This is a genomic window from Exiguobacterium oxidotolerans JCM 12280 (assembly GCF_000702625.1).
GTDB classification, from domain to species: Bacteria; Bacillota; Bacilli; order Exiguobacteriales; family Exiguobacteriaceae; genus Exiguobacterium_A; species Exiguobacterium_A oxidotolerans.
This window is the reverse complement of the sequence record NZ_JNIS01000001.1, coordinates 2,586,845-2,602,445: the sequence shown is the minus strand read 5'-3', so window position 1 is coordinate 2,602,445 and position 15,601 is coordinate 2,586,845. Positions and strand designations below refer to the sequence as shown.

The window sequence follows — 15,601 nt, the reverse complement described above, 5'->3', positions numbered from 1 at the left end:
GCTCATCTCCCCTTTACGGCATGTGCGAATGCCAGCATTTTTTGTTGATCTTTTTGAAACTCCGTTTCGATTCCACTCGAGACATCCACTGCGAACGGCTGATAGCGCGCGATCGCTGCTGCGACGTTCGATGGTGTCAAACCGCCGGCGACGAACATCGGTCGGGTACTTGTTAAATCCGTCGACCAATCGAACGGTTGCCCGCTTCCAGCTTCCGGCGCGTCGTAAAGTATATAATCGGCTTCCGTATCGATTGAAGTAGCGCCCGCGACGAGTGCCTGAATGATTGGAATTTTCGTTTGTCTACGAATCGCTTCGTCCATCACACCGTGAATTTGAATCAAATCCAGTCCGACCGTTTCAATCGCCGCTTCGACTTCTTGTAAGGTCGGCGAGACGAAAACACCGACGACTTGGACCGTTGCCGGAACCAATTGCCGCAATTCGGCTGCCTGTTCGAGCGTGACCTGACGTTTACTCGGCGCGAACACGAAACCGATGTAGTCGGCGAGTCGGCTCGCGACGATCACATCATCGGCGCGCCGTAATCCGCAAAATTTAATGCGTGTCATAGACCGGTCCGTTGACTGCTTGAATGAAGGCGGCGGGATCCTCTGCGCGCATCAGCGTTTCACCGACTAAAATGCCGTCTGCCCCGTCTTGATGGAGCTGACGTGCCTGCTCGACCGTCTGAATCCCGCTTTCACTGATATACCGGACGCCTGGACGCTTCGTCTGCAACAGCCGTGTCGATGTCGCTAAGTCGACAGCGAATTTTTTTAAGTTCCGGTTGTTGATGCCGATGATCCGTGCACCGAGCTGTTCTGCTTGCTTCAGTTCCGCTTCATCATGGACTTCCACCAAAACTTCGAGTCCGTTTGCGTAGGCATAGTGATACAAGTCTTCCAGTGTCGCTTCGTCAAGTGCCGCGACGATCAATAAGATTAAGCTCGCTCCGTGCGCTTTCGCAAGATCGATTTGAATCCGGTCAATCATAAAATCTTTACAGAGGATTGGCACGTCAACTGCATTTGCGACTGCCTCAAGATCCGCCATGCTCCCTTTGAAATACGTCGTATCCGTCAAAACCGAGATGACCGTTGCCCCACTCGCTGCATACCGTTTTGCTTGAGCGACAGGGTCGACGTCGAGCGAGATGTCACCTTTTGAAGGAGACGCCCGTTTAATTTCCGCGATGACCGACAAATCGTCTTGGCCGAGACGTTCGTGAATCGAACGACGTAACGGTGACCGTTCGATCTGCTTGACTCCCGACACCTTGAGTTCAGCTACTTCACGTTTTTTCGTTTCAATGATGCGGTCTAAAATATTCATCCGATTGCCTCCTGTCGTTTCGTCTGTTGCAATTGTCGCAGTTTTTCTCGTGCTTGTCCGGAATCGATACTGACGATCGCACAATCGATTCCTTCGCGAATCGTTTTGACCCGTCCTTCCGCGAACAAGGCGATGCCGGCGTTGAGTAACACCGTATCTCGGTAGGGTCCCGCTTCCCCGTCAAGGACACGTAGTAAGATGTCGGCATTTTCTTGAGCCGACCCGCCACGAATCGCTTCGAGTGGGGCGACGGTCAATCCGACTTCTTCCGGATGGAGACTGAAGCGAATCAATTCTCCGTCGTCGAGTAACACAAGTTGGTTTGTTCCAGCGAGTGAGGCTTCATCCATTCCGTTCGCCCCGTGTAAGACGATTGCCCGGTTGCGTCCGAGACGGTGTAACGTCAACGCCATCGTCTCGAGTAAATCTTCCCGGTAAATCCCGAGCAATTGTGTTTTTAAAGAGACCGGGTTCGTTAACGGACCAATCAAGTTGAAGATCGTCGGGATCCGTAAATCGCTCCGGACCTTCATAATTTGTTTGACACGCGGGTGCATCCGCTGAGCGAATAAAAACGCAATCCCGTTTTCTTCGAGTCGATTTGCGAGTTGCTCGGGTGTTTCATCCAGTTTAACACCTAATGCCTCGAGGACATCGGCACTGCCCGTTTTACTCGAGATACTCCGGTTACCGTGCTTCGCGACCTTCGCTCCTGCACCTGCGAGAACGAAGGCAGCTGTCGTACTGATGTTGAATGATTGTGAGCCGTCGCCACCCGTCCCGCAGTTGTCGATGAAGTCCGTTCCCGTGACCGGAATGTCGAGTGCGACTTCCCGCATGATCGAGGCGAGTCCCGCTAGTTCCTCCGCTGTTTCGCCTTTTGCTTTTAAGGCGACGAGAAATGCGGCGATTTCGCTATCCGTCACGTTCGGTTCAAACAGTTGTCGTGCTGCTTGTTGCATCTCGTCGTATCGTAAATGCTTCGCAGCTGCTAGTTTCGTTAATATCTCTTTCATGTCTTGTCACTCCCCTGTCAGTTCAATGAATCGTTTGACGATTTGTTTTCCGTCGATCGTTCCGACCGACTCTGGGTGAAACTGAATCCCGTATGTCGGGTGTTCGATATGTTCAAATGCCATGATCGTCCCGTCCGTCGTCTCTGCCGTAATCTGTAACACGTCGGGTGCCGTCTCGCGGTCGACAACCAATGAATGATACCGCATGACCTCAAATTGTTCCGCCAGTCCCTTAAATAAGTTCCCGTTCTGTCGAATCATCGATGTCTTGCCGTGCATGATGTCCGTTGCCTGGACGACTTGTCCCCCGAAGGCTTGTCCGATTGCTTGGTGACCGAGACAGACGCCAAGGATTGGAATCGAACCGGACAGTTGTTCGATGACATCTAGACAAATGCCAGCTTCATTCGGATTGCCTGGTCCCGGCGATAAAATGATTCCGTCCGGTTTCAAGTCTTGAATGTCTGCGATCGTCATCGCATCGTTACGGACGACTTGTACGTCGGTATGTTCCGCCGCATATTGATACAGGTTATAGGTAAAGGAATCATAGTTATCAATCAATAAAATCATTTCCAAACCTCCAGTAACGACTTCGCTTTGTGCAGTGTCTCTTCATATTCGAGCGTCGGGTCCGAGTCATAGACGATTCCGGCACCGGCTTGGACATAGGCCGTACCATCCTTGATGACCATCGTCCGAATCGCGAGTGCAAAATCAAGATTTCCACTGACATCGAAGTAACCGACGGCGCCCGCATACACTTCCCGCTTCAACACTTCATACTGTTCAATCAATTGCATCGCCCGAATCTTCGGCGCTCCGGAGACCGTTCCAGCGGGTAAACAAGAAATCAAGGCGTCGGCTCCTGTCTGCCCGTTCGCCAACGTCCCTTCGACGACGGAGACGAGATGCATCACGTTTTTGAAACGTTCGATTTCCATGTAGCGCGATACATTAATGCTTCCGACCTGACAGACCTTGCCGAGATCGTTGCGTCCAAGGTCGACGAGCATCCGATGTTCCGCCCGTTCCTTCTCGTCTGCGACGAGCTCAGCTGCCAACCGTTCGTCTTCTTGTTTCGTTTGTCCTCTGCGCCGTGTCCCGGCGATCGGATTCGTCGTCACGCGTCTTCCTTTGACCTGAACGAGACTTTCCGGCGATGCCCCGAGGACAATTAACTCGCCGAGGTCGATATAAAAGAGGTAGGGACTCGGATTATCTTGCCGTAACTTCCGGTAGAAGTGGAACGGATCACCCGCAAACGTCGCATCGAGTCGTTGCGATAACACCAGTTGGAAGACGTCACCTTGCCGAATATGTTGTTTCGCTTGTTCTACGAGCCGGATAAAGTCTTCCTTCTCCATCTGCGGCTGGTATGAAATATTTTCAAGGGGGCGTTCGAGCAACGTTTGTTCGCCGGTCCGTTCGAGTTGTTGCTTTCTTTGCTTTAGCCGCTCCAACATCTCACTGCGGTCCGTCACACCACCGAGTGACGTATGGACCAAGTGGACACGGTGTTCCAGATGATCATATAAAATGATTTCATCATAGACGGCGAGTAACGCATCCGGTAGATTCCGGTCAACCTTTGGCATCACGCCGATGTTTTCATAGGTGCGAATCGTGTCGTAGCCGACGTAGCCGATCGCCCCACTTAAAAAGGGTAAGTCCTGTTCACTTGTCGGTCGTGTGATGTAGTGTTGCAGTAAATGGACCGGATCACCGATCGTCGTAACCGATTCGTCCGTCTTTAAATCATGCCGTGTGACTTGATTTCCCTCTGCCCGTAGCAGAGCGACTGGGTCGACCCCGATGATCGAGTAACGCGCGTTGCCGGACTGGGTCGAACTTTCGAGTAAACACTTTCGTTCCCCGTCGATGCGTCGAAAAATCGAAATCGGTGTCAGCTCGTCCCCGTTCATCTCAAGTCGTTCGATTACTAATTCCTCTGTCTGAATCATCCTGATTTCGCCTCCTGGTATAAAAAAAGTCCTCCACATAGCAATTGCTACATGGAGGACGATTAACTCGCGGTGCCACCTCGATTGGAACGTTTGTTGCGTTCCCACTTTTCCGGTGCTTCCTCACTTCAGGGACACCGTAGCCTACGATAACGGGGGCTTCCGTCATGACCTACTGTAAATTCAGCCATGCTCTCATGAGACCATTCATTAAACCTCCCTGTGCCGAAGTCCCACCCTTCTCCGGCTCTCTGAAACAGTGATGTGTTTAACTACTTAACTCATTCATCGATTTTTTTATATTGTTGTATACGAAAAGGGTCTTCCTGTCCAGTCATGTGATGATTCACATGAAGGACGGGAAAACCCCGCGGTACCACCTTCGTTGACTATACAATAGTCCCCTCGAACGAACCGGCGCACCTGATTCGTCGTCCTCGATAACGGGAGGTCACCGTCAGAGCCTACTTCAAGTTCGGTCTGATGCTCAAAAGCCCATTCACCTGTTTCCCGATACTGATTCGCACCACCCATCAGCTCTCTTCAATCGTTTCACGGGCTACTCTTCTTCGTCGTAGCGTTGTGTTGTTCAATTGTTTATTATATTACGTCGCTTCGACCGACCTGTCAACCATTTAGTATAAAGCGAGTTGATCCGGGTCGATTGATTCGAGTGCATGCTTGACCGTCTGCAGGAATTGACCGGCCACTAACCCGTCCAGTACACGGTGATCGATCGACATACATAAGTTGACCATGTCACGTGCCGCGAACATGCCGTTGACCCAAACCGGGCGCTTGACAATCGATTCGACGGATAAAATCGCCGCTTGCGGGAAGTTCAAGATCGGTGCCGATTGAATCGAACCGAATGAACCCGTGTTATTGACGGTGAACGTACCACCTTGCATCTCGCTTGACGATAACTTGCCAGCCTGTGCCCGTTTGCTGAAGTCATCAATCGCCCGAGCGAGTCCCTTAATACTCAGTTCGTCCGCATGTTTGACGACCGGGACGAATAACGCTTCTTGCGTCGCGACGGCGAGTGACAGGTTGATCGCCCGTTTTTGAATGATTTTATCGCCTGCCCACTGTGAGTTCATGATTGGATGTTTCTTCAGTCCTTCGACTGTTGCTTTCATGAAGAACGGCAAGAACGTCAATTTGACGCCTTCTTGTTTGAAGAACTGATCTTTATGACGATTCCGTGCTTCGACCAGATTCGTCACATCGACTTCCACCATCAACCAGGCGTGTGGTGCTTCCTGTTTCGAGCGCACCATGTTACTCGCGATCGCTTGACGGACACCCGCCGTCGGAATTTCAATATCGCCGTCTTCCGTCGTACTCATCGTCGGTTTTGGGGCAGACTTCGGTGCCGGTGCCTCGGTTGCCGCTTTTGCCGGCGTCGGTACGGTCTCGATCGTTGGTGCCTCGACGACATCCGGTTGATTGACCTGACCGGACTCAACGAGTTTCAGCAAGTCTTTACGTGTAATCCGACCACCCGCTCCCGTCCCATTGACGTGATCGAGGTTGATGCCGTGTTCTGCTGATAACTTCAGCACAGCTGGTGAATAGCGTTTTTTCATCGACTGATCTGCTTCTACCGTCTGCTCTTTTACGGCCGGGATTTCTTCTTCAGTCGCTGCAACTTCCGTCGATCCACCACTGACTTGTAACGTGACGATCGCTTCCCCGACTTGGAGCGTGTCCCCTTCTTCAGCGAGCAGCTTGTCGATGACACCATCGAACGATGATGGTACTTCGGCTGTCACTTTATCGGTGATGACTTCAGCAATCGGATCATACTTTTTGACGGTATCTCCTGGTTTGACGAGCCATAACGAAATCGTTCCTTCCGTCACGCTCTCACCAAGTTGTGGCATCGTTAATGTTTCTGTCTTCATTGACGGGTCCCCCTCAGTACGCGTACAGCGTCCGGATTTTTTCTTCGATTTTTTCGCTTGAGATGTTGAAGAACTTCTCCATCGTCGGTGCGTATGGCATCGCCGGTACATCAGGTCCGCACAATCGTTCGACTGGTGCATCAAGATCGAACAAGGCTTCTTCCGCGATGATTGCCGAGACTTCACTCATGACACTGCCTTCTTTATTATCTTCCGTCACAAGCAAGACTTTCCCCGTTTTTTGCGCCGCTGCGACGACTGCCGCCCGGTCGATCGGATAGACGGTCCGAAGATCGAGGATATGGACGTCGATGCCGTCTTTTTCAAGACGCGCTGCTGCATCAAGCGCCATTTGGACACAAAGTCCGTACGTGATGACGGTGACGTCTTCTCCGTCCCGTTTGACATCGGCCTTCCCGATTTCAACCGTGTAGTCCTCTTCCGGAACTTCACCTTTTAGTAACCGGTAACCCCGTTTATGCTCAAAGAACAGAACAGGATCATTCGAGCGAATCGCTGCCTTCAGTAACCCTTTGGCATCGTATGGGTTTGACGGAATGACGATTTTTAGACCCGGCGTCGAATTGAACATCGCTTCGACTGATTGCGAATGGTACAATGCACCATGAATGCCGCCACCAAATGGTGCACGGATGACGATTGGACAAATCCAGTCGTTGTTCGAACGGTACCGAATTTTTGCCGCCTCACTGACGATTTGGTTGACGGCCGGCATGATAAAGTCGGCGAACTGCATCTCAGCAATCGGACGCATGCCGTACATGGCAGCTCCGATTCCAACACCCGCAATCGCACTCTCAGCGAGTGGTGCATCGATGACACGTTCTTCTCCGAACTGCTCAAGCAATCCTTGTGTCGCGCGGAACACGCCACCACGGACACCGACGTCCTCACCTAAGATAAAGACGGAATCATCACGTTCCATTTCTTCTTTGATCGCGCTATTGATTGCTTCAATTAAACTTAATGTCGTCATTTCGTTTCCTCCTCGTCGTACACGTAACGAAGTGCATTTTCCGGTAAGTCATACGCCGCTGCTTCTGCGTAAGCCGTCGCTTCTTCGACTTCACGTTCGAGTGTCGTCTCGATTTCTGTCGCTGACTCCTCAGTCAAGACACCCATATCAATCAATTTCGCCCGGAAAATCTTGATGCCGTCGCGTGTTTTCAGTTCTGCCAGTTCTTCTGCCGAACGATACGATTTATCATCATCGTCTGACGAGTGAGGGACAAGGCGTTCAACTTCGACTTCAATCAACGTTGGACCTTCTCCACGGATACCACGGTCACGTGCTTCCTTGACTGCTTTATAGACAGCAAGTGGATCAATCCCGTCAATCGTCACCCCCGGCATACCGTAACCAATTGCACGGTCTGCGACATGTTTCGCTGACAATTGTTTCGAGAGTGGTGTTGAAATCGCATATTTATTGTTCTCACAGAAGAGAATCACCGGTAATTTATGAATCCCGGCAAAGTTCGCCCCTTCATGGAAATCCCCTTGGTTCGATGATCCTTCACCAAACGAAACATACGCGACAAGTGGTTCCTTACGCATTTTCGCAGCCAGGGCAATCCCGACCGCATGCGGGACTTGTGTCGTGACAGGACTTGATCCCGTGACGATGTTTAAGGCACGTGAGCCATAATGTCCCGGCATTTGACGTCCACCTGAGTTTGGATCTTCTGCTTTCGCGAACGCAGACAACATGATGTCACGCGATGTTTGACCGAAATGAAGGACGACCCCTAAATCACGGTAGTACGGTAAAATATAATCCGTTCCTTTTTCGAGTGCGAATGCCGCCCCGACTTGTGCCGCTTCTTGCCCTTGGCAAGAAACGAGGAACGGAATCTTACCTGCCCGGTTCAATTTCCACATCCGCTCATCAATTTTTCGTGCCCGTACCATCGTTTCAAACATCTGGATTGCATCTTGCTCCGTCAGTCCGAGCTCAACGAGTTCTTTGAATTCTATTTTTTCCATCCGTTATTCCTCCTTATGCGTGAACCGCTAATCCGTCAACTGCGAGTGCTGCTTCACCGAATGCTTCTGACAAGGCTGGGTGCGGGTGAACGAGCTGCCCGACTTCCCATGCCGTCGCATTCAAGACAAGCGCCAGCCCACCTTCGCTAATCAGTTCCGTTGCTTTTGGTCCGACGATATGGACACCGACTAAATCGTCTGTTTTCGCATCAGAGACCAGTTTGATGAATCCGGCGGCTTCGCCTTCGATGCGTGCCTTACCGAGTCCGTTAAACGAAAACATTCCCGTTTTGACATCCATCCCGGCATTTTTTGCTTCTGCTTCCGTCAGACCGACCGAAGCTGCTTCCGGTACACTGTAGATACAGCGTGGGACAAACGCGTAATTGAGTGGCGTCGTCGACCCATTGACGATTGCTTCGACCGCTTTTGCGCCTTCAGCGGATGCAACGTGCGCGAGTTGCAGGCGTCCGATGACGTCGCCAATCGCATAGATATGATTGTCTTTCGTCCGGAAATCAGCATCGACTTGAATAAATCCATTCTCGACGACGATGTTCGTGTTCTCAAGCCCAATCCCTTCGACGTTCGCCATCCGTCCGATGGCGACAAGCAACTTATCTGCCGCAAGCGTCGTTTTGTCACCATTTCGATCGACGTCGATCGTCACCCCTGAATCCGTCATCTTGAAGCTGTCACTTTGCGCAGCCGCGCTCGTCAAAATCTTGACACCGCGTTTTTTCAGCTGACGGGCCACTTCACGACTGACTGCTTGATCTTCCGTCGGTAAAATCCGGTCACTGAACTCGACGACCGTGACATTGACATCAAAGTCCGTCAACATCGATGCCCATTCGATGCCGATGACCCCGCCGCCGATGATGACGATCGAGTTAGGTAACGCATTCATGTCGAGTGCTTCATCTGAGCTGAGGACATATTCGGAATCAAACGACAGACCGGCTAACGGACGTGGACGTGATCCTGTCGCGACAATCAATTGACGCGGTAAAATCAATTCCCCTTCCCCTTCTTCCGGTTCGACACTGATCGTCCCCGGCATCGGTGAAAAGATGCTTGGCCCAAGAATCGATCCCCGACCATGGAAAACTTCGATTTTTCCTTTTTTCATTAAATGTTGAATCCCGGATTCCAGTCCATCGACGATGTCTTGTTTCCGTTGTTTGACCTGTTCGAATCGTAAAAACGATTCCGGTACGTCGACGCCATATGTAGCGGCGTGTTTGACTGTCTGATAGACCGCTGCTGATTTTAAAAGTGCCTTTGAAGGGATACAGCCACGGTGTAAACAGGTTCCCCCGAGTTTTCCTTGTTCTACGATTGCGACCGTCTTGCCGGCTTGTGCAGCACGAATTGCCGCTACATAACCGCCCGGTCCGCCACCTAAGACAACGACGTCGAATTCTCTAGCCATGTTGGTTCGCCTCCATATTCCTTAACTTCTTCTTCTCCGCGTAAAACACGTAGTACACCTTCCGCAAGTGCACGTAACTCATCTTCACCCGGTATCCGGATCACTTGTCCGAGGTGCGTGATGCGTTCTTCGATCGCACTCGTCAACCGGTCGCTGTATGCTAAGCCACCCGTTAAAATGATGGCATCGATTTGACCATATAAGACTGCACTTTGGGCAGCAATTTCTTTTGCGATCCGGTAAGCCATCGCGTCGTACAATAAGGCAGCCTTTTCGTCCCCGGCATCGATTCGACGTTCGATTTCGATTGCGTCAAATGTCCCTAGGTGCGCGACAAGTCCGCCTGATCCTACGACCAGACGCTTCATTTCCTCGAGTTTATACTTGGTACTATAACATAGTTCTACTAGTTGACCAACAGGTAGGGAACCGCTTCGTTCCGGTGAAAATGAGCCTTCCCCGTCCAGGCCATTGTTGACATCGATGACCCGTCCGTCGAGATGTGCACCGACGGTAATCCCGCCTCCCATGTGTGCGACGATTAGACGCATTTCCTCATATGGCATTTCGACTTGTTTCGCATATCGTTTCGCGACTGCTTTTTGATTCAACGCATGAAAAATGCTTTTGCGTTCAAGTTCAGGTAATCCCGTAATTCGAGCAATCGGCTCAAGTTCATCTACAACGACCGGATCGACGATGAACGATGGAATCGATAACGTGCGAGCGATTTCGTCTGCTAGTAACCCTCCGAGATTCGATGCATGAACCCCAAAAATGCCACTTAACAAGTCTTCACGCATTTCCTGATTGACGGCATACGTCCCACTGACGAGCGGACGAAGTAGACCGCCACGTCCGACGACTGCAGTAAGCGCTCTCAATTCAATCTTTTCTTGTGCCAATACATCCAACACCACTTGACGCCGTATTTCCAGCTGAGCGTGAAGCGGTCCTCCGACCGCTTCAGCTGGGTGGCGTAACGTCTTCGCAAACAACTGCTCCGTTCCTTCGAAGATCCCAATCTTCGTCGAAGTTGAACCAGGATTGATCGTTAAAATACGTTCGCTCATCTGAATCCTCCTCTTATCCGCGTGACCCTAAGATATTTTTATCACGACGCAAGAATTGACTACGTGCACTGCGCATCGTCGCAATTCGCTCTTCTGCCATTTTTTCAGCCGCACGATATGTCGGCAGGTGGTCACGTTTTGAAATCTCGATGACTTTTGCGACAGCGTCATACACAAGTTCAACTTTTTTCATCGCCCGGTCACGGTTGTATCCATCCAGTTCGTCCGCAACGTTGATGACACCACCTGCATTGATGACGAAGTCTGGCGCGTACAGAATACCGCGTTCTTCGAGCATGTCACCGTGACGGTCTTCTTTCAGCTGGTTGTTTGCTGCGCCGGCGATGACTTTGACTTTCAGTTGGGGAATCGTCTCGTCGTTCAACGTTGCCCCAAGCGCACATGGTGCGAAGATATCAGCGTCAACGCTGTAAATCTCATCTGGTGCGACAATCAAGGCACCGAATGCTTCTTCCGCACGACGTAATGCATCTTGATTGATGTCCGTGACGATTAGTTTTGCCCCTTCTTCATGGAGATGGCGGCAAAGATTGAATGCCACGTTCCCGACGCCTTGGATGGCAATTGTTTTTCCACCAAGCGAATCTGTTCCGTAGACTTCTTTTGCTGCTGCTTTCATCCCGCGGTAGACACCGTATGCTGTGACCGGTGACGGGTTTCCGCTTGAACCGAAGGCTGGACTGACACCTGTCACGAAATCTGTTTCCATGTGAATATAATCCATGTCAGCAACCGTCGTATTGACGTCCTCTGCTGTGATGTAACGACCGTTCAATGACTGGACATAACGACCGAATGCACGGAACAAGGCTTCTGATTTTTGTGTTTTCGCATCACCGATGATGACGGCTTTCCCGCCACCGAGGTTGAGGCCAGCTGCCGCATTTTTATACGTCATCCCTTTTGATAAACGAAGCGCATCAACTAATGCTTCCTCGTCAGATGCATAGTTCCACATACGAAGACCACCAAGCGCTGGGCCGAGCGTCGTATCGTGGATGGCGATGATGGCTTTTAATCCCGAAACTTTATCATGACAGAACACGACTTGTTCATAATCTTCCATTTCCATTGTTTCAAAAATACTAAAGCGTGTTTCTACATTTGTTTCAACCATTTTAAGTTCCTCCTCAGATTGTTTGTTTGATTTTTTTCGTTTGCTGCGCGTTAAGTAAAGCAAAGGCTAATGAATAGAGTTTCGCTTCTGCCGTATCGGCCCGACTTGTCAAGACGACGGGTGCTTTCGCTCCAACTAGAATCGCCGCGACTGAAGCATGTGCGAAATACATCAGTGATTTATAAATGACGTTCCCGACTTCGATTTGTGGCACGACAAGAAGATCTGCTGCCCCCGCAACGTCACCTGTCAGTCCTTTTTGTTTGGCTGCGTCTAGATTGACGGCGTTATCAAGAGCGAGTGGTCCATCGACAAGGCAATCCTTGATTTGACCACGGCGGTTCATCTGTGTCAATAAGGCGGCGTCAATCGTCGCCTGCATCGTCGGATTAACGACCTCGACTGCTGCGAGGACGGCTACTTTCGGAAGTGTATAGCCGATTGCACGAAGTGCCGATACGCCATTTTCAATAATGTGGACTTTATCTTCAAGCGTCGGTGCGATATGGATTGCAGCGTCCGTCAAACCGATTGCCGATTCGCGACCGGGTACTTCAAACAATGCGACATGAGATAAGACGTTCCCCGAACGTAATCCCATCTCTTTGTTCAGAACAGCTTTCATGAACGTTGCTGTCGGAACAAGTCCTTTCATCAAGACGCTAGCATCCCCTTTACGTACAGCGTAAGCTGCACGTTCTGCTGCCTCTTGAGCAGTCGCAGTGTGTGTGATCACAAATTGTGACTCTGACAATCCACGCGCATGGATCATCTTTTGAATCCGGGTCGCATCCCCAAATAAATGAAAGCGAGCTAAATCATGTTCAATCGCAAGTGCGACGGCATCCATGACTTCTTCGTCATCCGCGGAAGCAATCGCAACGATTGAATCCTCAAGCTGAGCAGCTTGTTTTAGCATTTGATCAAACTTCACTTTGTTTCCCCCTAACCTGTCACTCAATTAATCAAATAGCAATTTTCGTGCCAATATGAAAACGCTCTCTTTTTGGCGTGAAGCCTTTCTTAATTTTGCATTTAATTGCATTTAATGCAATATGTTGCACGCAAAAAATTGCAAATTATTGATAAATATTAAATCGCTCCACTTTATAATACAAGGCACGCAAGGAAATCCCGAGTTGTTTTGCGGCTTCTGTTTTATTGCCGTCAAAAGCCTCGAGAGCTTCACGAATCAAACGTTCTTCGACATAAGACATCTCGTCAGACAGATGCTTAATTTCTTTTTTTGGACGTTCAACTCGTTTTTTAGCGACCGGATGATCGAGCTGAAGGTGGCCTTTTCGTAAAACATCTTCCGTTTTGTCCGTAAAAATCAATGCACGACCGATGACATTCTCAAGCTCACGGACATTGCCTTTCCACTCCTGTTTTCGAATCACTTCCAGTGCATCTTCCGAAATCCGGGCGACGGACCGGCCATAGCTTTGATTTAACTTCCGTAGCAAGTGCGTTGATAGAGGCAAAAGATCATCGGGGCGTTCACGCAAGGCTGGTATGTGAATCGGAAGGCGATTAATCCGGTAGTAAAGATCTTCGCGAAACTCACCGGTAATGATTTTTTGCTCCAGGTTCGCATTCGTCGCTGCAATGATTCTTACATCGACCGGTACCGATTTCGTTCCACCGACGCGAACGACTTCATTTTCTTGTAAGACCCGCAATAACTTCACTTGTACATCGAGCGGCAGTTCTCCAATTTCATCAAGAAAAAGTGATCCGCCATGCGCCTCTTCAAAATAACCACGTTTTCCACCACGGCGCGCTCCCGAGAACGCTCCTTCTTCATAACCAAACAGCTCACTCTCTAACAGACTAGGAGCAATCGCTGCACAGTTGACACGGACAAGCTGTTCGTATCGCCGCTCACTCGCGGCGTGAATCGCATGCGCAAACAATTCTTTTCCTGTTCCTGACTCTCCCCGAATCAAGACATTGACCGGCATCGTTGCAGCAAGCTTTGCTTGATCGACGACGAAACGCATCGCTTCACTTTCAGCGATGATATCGTCAAACGTATATTTCGCCTCGAGTGTCCGAATTTTTTGACGCGCCGCCTTCAATTCTTTCGCGAGCGCCTTCATTTCAGAAATATCACGAATGACACCAACCGACCCCCGAACTTGCCCATCCACGACGACTGGTTCCGCATTGACGATGATATCGCGTCGATCGTGGCCAATCTTCATCCGCGCATCGCGAACACTTTCACCGGTCTCAAGGACGCGCAGGTGAACCGATTCCTGCATCCCGATGTCAGCGCTTGCTGGTTTACCGATGACGTCCTGTCCACTGTACCCCGTCATTCGTGTATAGGCCGGATTGATTAACATCGTTTGACCGTCTTGATCGGCAACCGAAATTGCCTCACTTGTACAATGGATGATGGCTTCAAGCATTCGTTCTTTTTCCGTCAGCCGTTCAATCAGAACGCGTACGAATTCCCCCGGCAGAACGGCTGCTTCGGGAAAGAATTGAATCAACTGTTCGAATACGCCACGTTTTCCCGTCGCATCGATGATGAAGTCGACCGTCGTTCCTTCAAAAGCAGTCCAAGATGTCTCGACACGAATTTCTCCGCGTCTTGCCAGCTGAAGACCTGGTGCTTGTTCATTTGAATCAACGACTCCGATGACCGTCAAGAGTGGTGAACGTTGGAAGGCATGTAGCACTTCCGTCCCACCTTGTCCGGCACCGACAATCAGAAGATGATGCATCGTTATTCCCCCTTTGAAACTGCTTACATCTTTATCCTACCTATAATAAAACAAGAGGGCAAACCCGATTCGCAGTCTTACCTGATTTTTGATACAATACGCTTGGAAAGGGGTCACTTCTATGCGAATCATCGGACTACTAACTTTATTGATTCCTGGCATCATTGGAGCCATCGGAATCAAACTTATGCGTGACAGTGTCTTTTTAATTGCCCAGTTCCCGTTTGCATACCTTGGGGACTCGGCCTATGTATATGTTTTACAGGGGGTTGTCGGACTCGCCTTAGCGATGGGTGGAATTGGTTTTGTCGCAGGGTATGTTTTTTATCGTGATAAGAAACGTGGAAAAGTCTCCGAACGGTATCAAAAAAAGTGAACACAGAAAAAGGTCCCCATCTCTTGAACTCATTTCAAGCGCGGGACCTTTTACTCATATAAAGTTGGATTCACGTACGGATGAACTCCTCTCATAGTAGAACTATTCGTGTACTTCAATACCATAGGTTGTCCTCTTAATGAAGAGGTTGAAAGAAATCAGATCTGGCTATCGAGCGATCGATAGAATGGTGATACTACTCCATTATCTGACTGTACTTGGACCTAGGTGAAGCTTAATGTCATCCGCTTCGAGCAGTAACACTTTCGGTTGCTAACAATCACTGCTAGACAACACTCCTTTTCACGAACTGTACTTGTATTTCGGACATTTACGTTACCTTCCACTTTCCCCTTGCTTTGAAATCATGGAAGTCCCTATCACTTCGAGATTCTCATCTAGAAATGATACGAAAGGCCTTGATAAAATTTCTATCAAGAGAATGTTGTCCCTCATTCTTGAGCTATTTACAGGTAGCGTCCTGAGATGAGGCTTGTGGAATGGGTTCTCCGGAAACCGATTCGACTCGACGTTCATCTGACGTCTTTCCAAATGATTTGGTACCTTTATTATAACAAACATTTCAGTTTATGCAATGTTTTTTTATTGAAT

14 protein-coding genes and 2 other annotated features are annotated in these 15,601 nt (G+C 49.8%); of the genes, 1 reads left to right on the top strand and 13 read right to left on the bottom strand.

All coding sequences use genetic code 11. The features are described from left to right. Window positions 1-2: 2 nt before the first annotated feature. The 13 genes from P403_RS0113285 to P403_RS0113225 all read right to left on the bottom strand — a co-directional run bounded on the left by P403_RS0113285 (window position 3) and on the right by P403_RS0113225 (window position 14,613). Entirely contained in the window at window positions 3-572 is a 570-nt protein-coding gene (locus tag P403_RS0113285; protein ID WP_029333090.1) for a phosphoribosylanthranilate isomerase, read from the bottom strand. Then, entirely contained in the window at window positions 559-1,335 is a 777-nt protein-coding gene (trpC, locus tag P403_RS0113280) for an indole-3-glycerol phosphate synthase TrpC (RefSeq protein WP_029333089.1), read from the bottom strand. The genes P403_RS0113285 and trpC overlap by 14 nt, the downstream gene beginning before the upstream one ends. Next, window positions 1,332-2,351: an anthranilate phosphoribosyltransferase gene (gene trpD / locus P403_RS0113275; protein WP_029333088.1), complete on the bottom strand. Its 1,020-nt coding sequence runs from the start codon at window positions 2,349-2,351 to the stop codon at window positions 1,332-1,334. The genes trpC and trpD overlap by 4 nt, the downstream gene beginning before the upstream one ends. A 6-nt stretch (window positions 2,352-2,357) precedes the next feature. After that, complete coding sequence (locus P403_RS0113270; RefSeq protein ID WP_029333087.1) at window positions 2,358-2,924, bottom strand: anthranilate synthase component II; 567 nt, start codon at window positions 2,922-2,924, stop codon at window positions 2,358-2,360. Beyond that, a complete protein-coding gene (gene trpE, locus P403_RS0113265; protein WP_029333086.1) occupies window positions 2,921-4,315 on the bottom strand; it encodes an anthranilate synthase component I in 1,395 nt (464 codons plus the stop codon). The genes P403_RS0113270 and trpE overlap by 4 nt, the downstream gene beginning before the upstream one ends. Before the next feature lie 51 nt (window positions 4,316-4,366). Beyond that, window positions 4,367-4,613: a binding site (T-box leader), on the bottom strand. A gap of 52 nt (window positions 4,614-4,665) precedes the next feature. Next, window positions 4,666-4,900 (bottom strand) — a binding site (T-box leader). A 50-nt stretch (window positions 4,901-4,950) separates the two neighbouring features. Then, window positions 4,951-6,225: a dihydrolipoamide acetyltransferase family protein gene (locus tag P403_RS0113260; RefSeq protein ID WP_029333085.1), complete on the bottom strand. Its 1,275-nt coding sequence runs from the start codon at window positions 6,223-6,225 to the stop codon at window positions 4,951-4,953. Between the two features lie 13 nt (window positions 6,226-6,238). Then, window positions 6,239-7,222: an alpha-ketoacid dehydrogenase subunit beta gene (locus P403_RS0113255; protein WP_029333084.1), complete on the bottom strand. Its 984-nt coding sequence runs from the start codon at window positions 7,220-7,222 to the stop codon at window positions 6,239-6,241. Further along, window positions 7,219-8,232 carry a thiamine pyrophosphate-dependent dehydrogenase E1 component subunit alpha gene (locus P403_RS0113250; protein ID WP_029333083.1) on the bottom strand — a complete coding sequence of 338 codons (1,014 nt, stop codon included), beginning with the start codon at window positions 8,230-8,232 and terminating at the stop codon, window positions 7,219-7,221. Before P403_RS0113250 ends, P403_RS0113255 begins: the two co-directional genes overlap by 4 nt. A gap of 13 nt (window positions 8,233-8,245) precedes the next feature. After that, entirely contained in the window at window positions 8,246-9,667 is a 1,422-nt protein-coding gene (lpdA, locus tag P403_RS0113245) for a dihydrolipoyl dehydrogenase (protein ID WP_029333082.1), read from the bottom strand. After that, window positions 9,637-10,740, bottom strand: a complete 1,104-nt coding sequence (gene buk, locus P403_RS0113240) for a butyrate kinase (RefSeq protein WP_029333660.1) — start codon at window positions 10,738-10,740, stop codon at window positions 9,637-9,639. Before buk ends, lpdA begins: the two co-directional genes overlap by 31 nt. A 13-nt stretch (window positions 10,741-10,753) precedes the next feature. Beyond that, window positions 10,754-11,878 carry a Leu/Phe/Val dehydrogenase gene (locus tag P403_RS0113235; protein ID WP_029333081.1) on the bottom strand — a complete coding sequence of 375 codons (1,125 nt, stop codon included), beginning with the start codon at window positions 11,876-11,878 and terminating at the stop codon, window positions 10,754-10,756. Between the two features lie 13 nt (window positions 11,879-11,891). Then, window positions 11,892-12,812, bottom strand: coding sequence for a phosphate butyryltransferase (yqiS, locus tag P403_RS0113230; protein ID WP_029333080.1), 921 nt, complete (start codon window positions 12,810-12,812; stop codon window positions 11,892-11,894). Between the two features lie 145 nt (window positions 12,813-12,957). After that, complete coding sequence (locus P403_RS0113225; RefSeq protein WP_029333079.1) at window positions 12,958-14,613, bottom strand: sigma-54 interaction domain-containing protein; 1,656 nt, start codon at window positions 14,611-14,613, stop codon at window positions 12,958-12,960. 121 nt (window positions 14,614-14,734) lie between these two features. On the opposite strand from P403_RS0113225, the gene P403_RS0113220 reads away from it, so the two are divergent. Beyond that, window positions 14,735-14,989 (top strand): DUF2627 family protein, encoded by a 255-nt coding sequence (locus tag P403_RS0113220; RefSeq protein ID WP_029333078.1) that lies wholly within the window; start codon window positions 14,735-14,737, stop codon window positions 14,987-14,989. The last annotated feature ends 612 nt before the right edge of the window (window positions 14,990-15,601 follow it).

Excerpts from the sequence above, each read along its gene's own strand:
- P403_RS0113285 (WP_029333090.1), bottom strand. The coding sequence starts at position 572 with ATGACACGCATTAAATTTTGCGGATTACGGCGCGCCGATGATGTGATC.
- trpC (WP_029333089.1), bottom strand. The coding sequence starts at position 1,335 with ATGAATATTTTAGACCGCATCATTGAAACGAAAAAACGTGAAGTAGCT.
- trpD (WP_029333088.1), bottom strand. The coding sequence starts at position 2,351 with ATGAAAGAGATATTAACGAAACTAGCAGCTGCGAAGCATTTACGATAC.
- P403_RS0113270 (WP_029333087.1), bottom strand. The coding sequence starts at position 2,924 with ATGATTTTATTGATTGATAACTATGATTCCTTTACCTATAACCTGTAT.
- trpE (WP_029333086.1), bottom strand. The coding sequence starts at position 4,315 with ATGATTCAGACAGAGGAATTAGTAATCGAACGACTTGAGATGAACGGG.
- P403_RS0113260 (WP_029333085.1), bottom strand. The coding sequence starts at position 6,225 with ATGAAGACAGAAACATTAACGATGCCACAACTTGGTGAGAGCGTGACG.
- P403_RS0113255 (WP_029333084.1), bottom strand. The coding sequence starts at position 7,222 with ATGACGACATTAAGTTTAATTGAAGCAATCAATAGCGCGATCAAAGAA.
- P403_RS0113250 (WP_029333083.1), bottom strand. The coding sequence starts at position 8,232 with ATGGAAAAAATAGAATTCAAAGAACTCGTTGAGCTCGGACTGACGGAG.
- lpdA (WP_029333082.1), bottom strand. The coding sequence starts at position 9,667 with ATGGCTAGAGAATTCGACGTCGTTGTCTTAGGTGGCGGACCGGGCGGT.
- buk (WP_029333660.1), bottom strand. The coding sequence starts at position 10,740 with ATGAGCGAACGTATTTTAACGATCAATCCTGGTTCAACTTCGACGAAG.
- P403_RS0113235 (WP_029333081.1), bottom strand. The coding sequence starts at position 11,878 with ATGGTTGAAACAAATGTAGAAACACGCTTTAGTATTTTTGAAACAATG.
- P403_RS0113225 (WP_029333079.1), bottom strand. The coding sequence starts at position 14,613 with ATGCATCATCTTCTGATTGTCGGTGCCGGACAAGGTGGGACGGAAGTG.
- P403_RS0113220 (WP_029333078.1), top strand. The coding sequence starts at position 14,735 with ATGCGAATCATCGGACTACTAACTTTATTGATTCCTGGCATCATTGGA.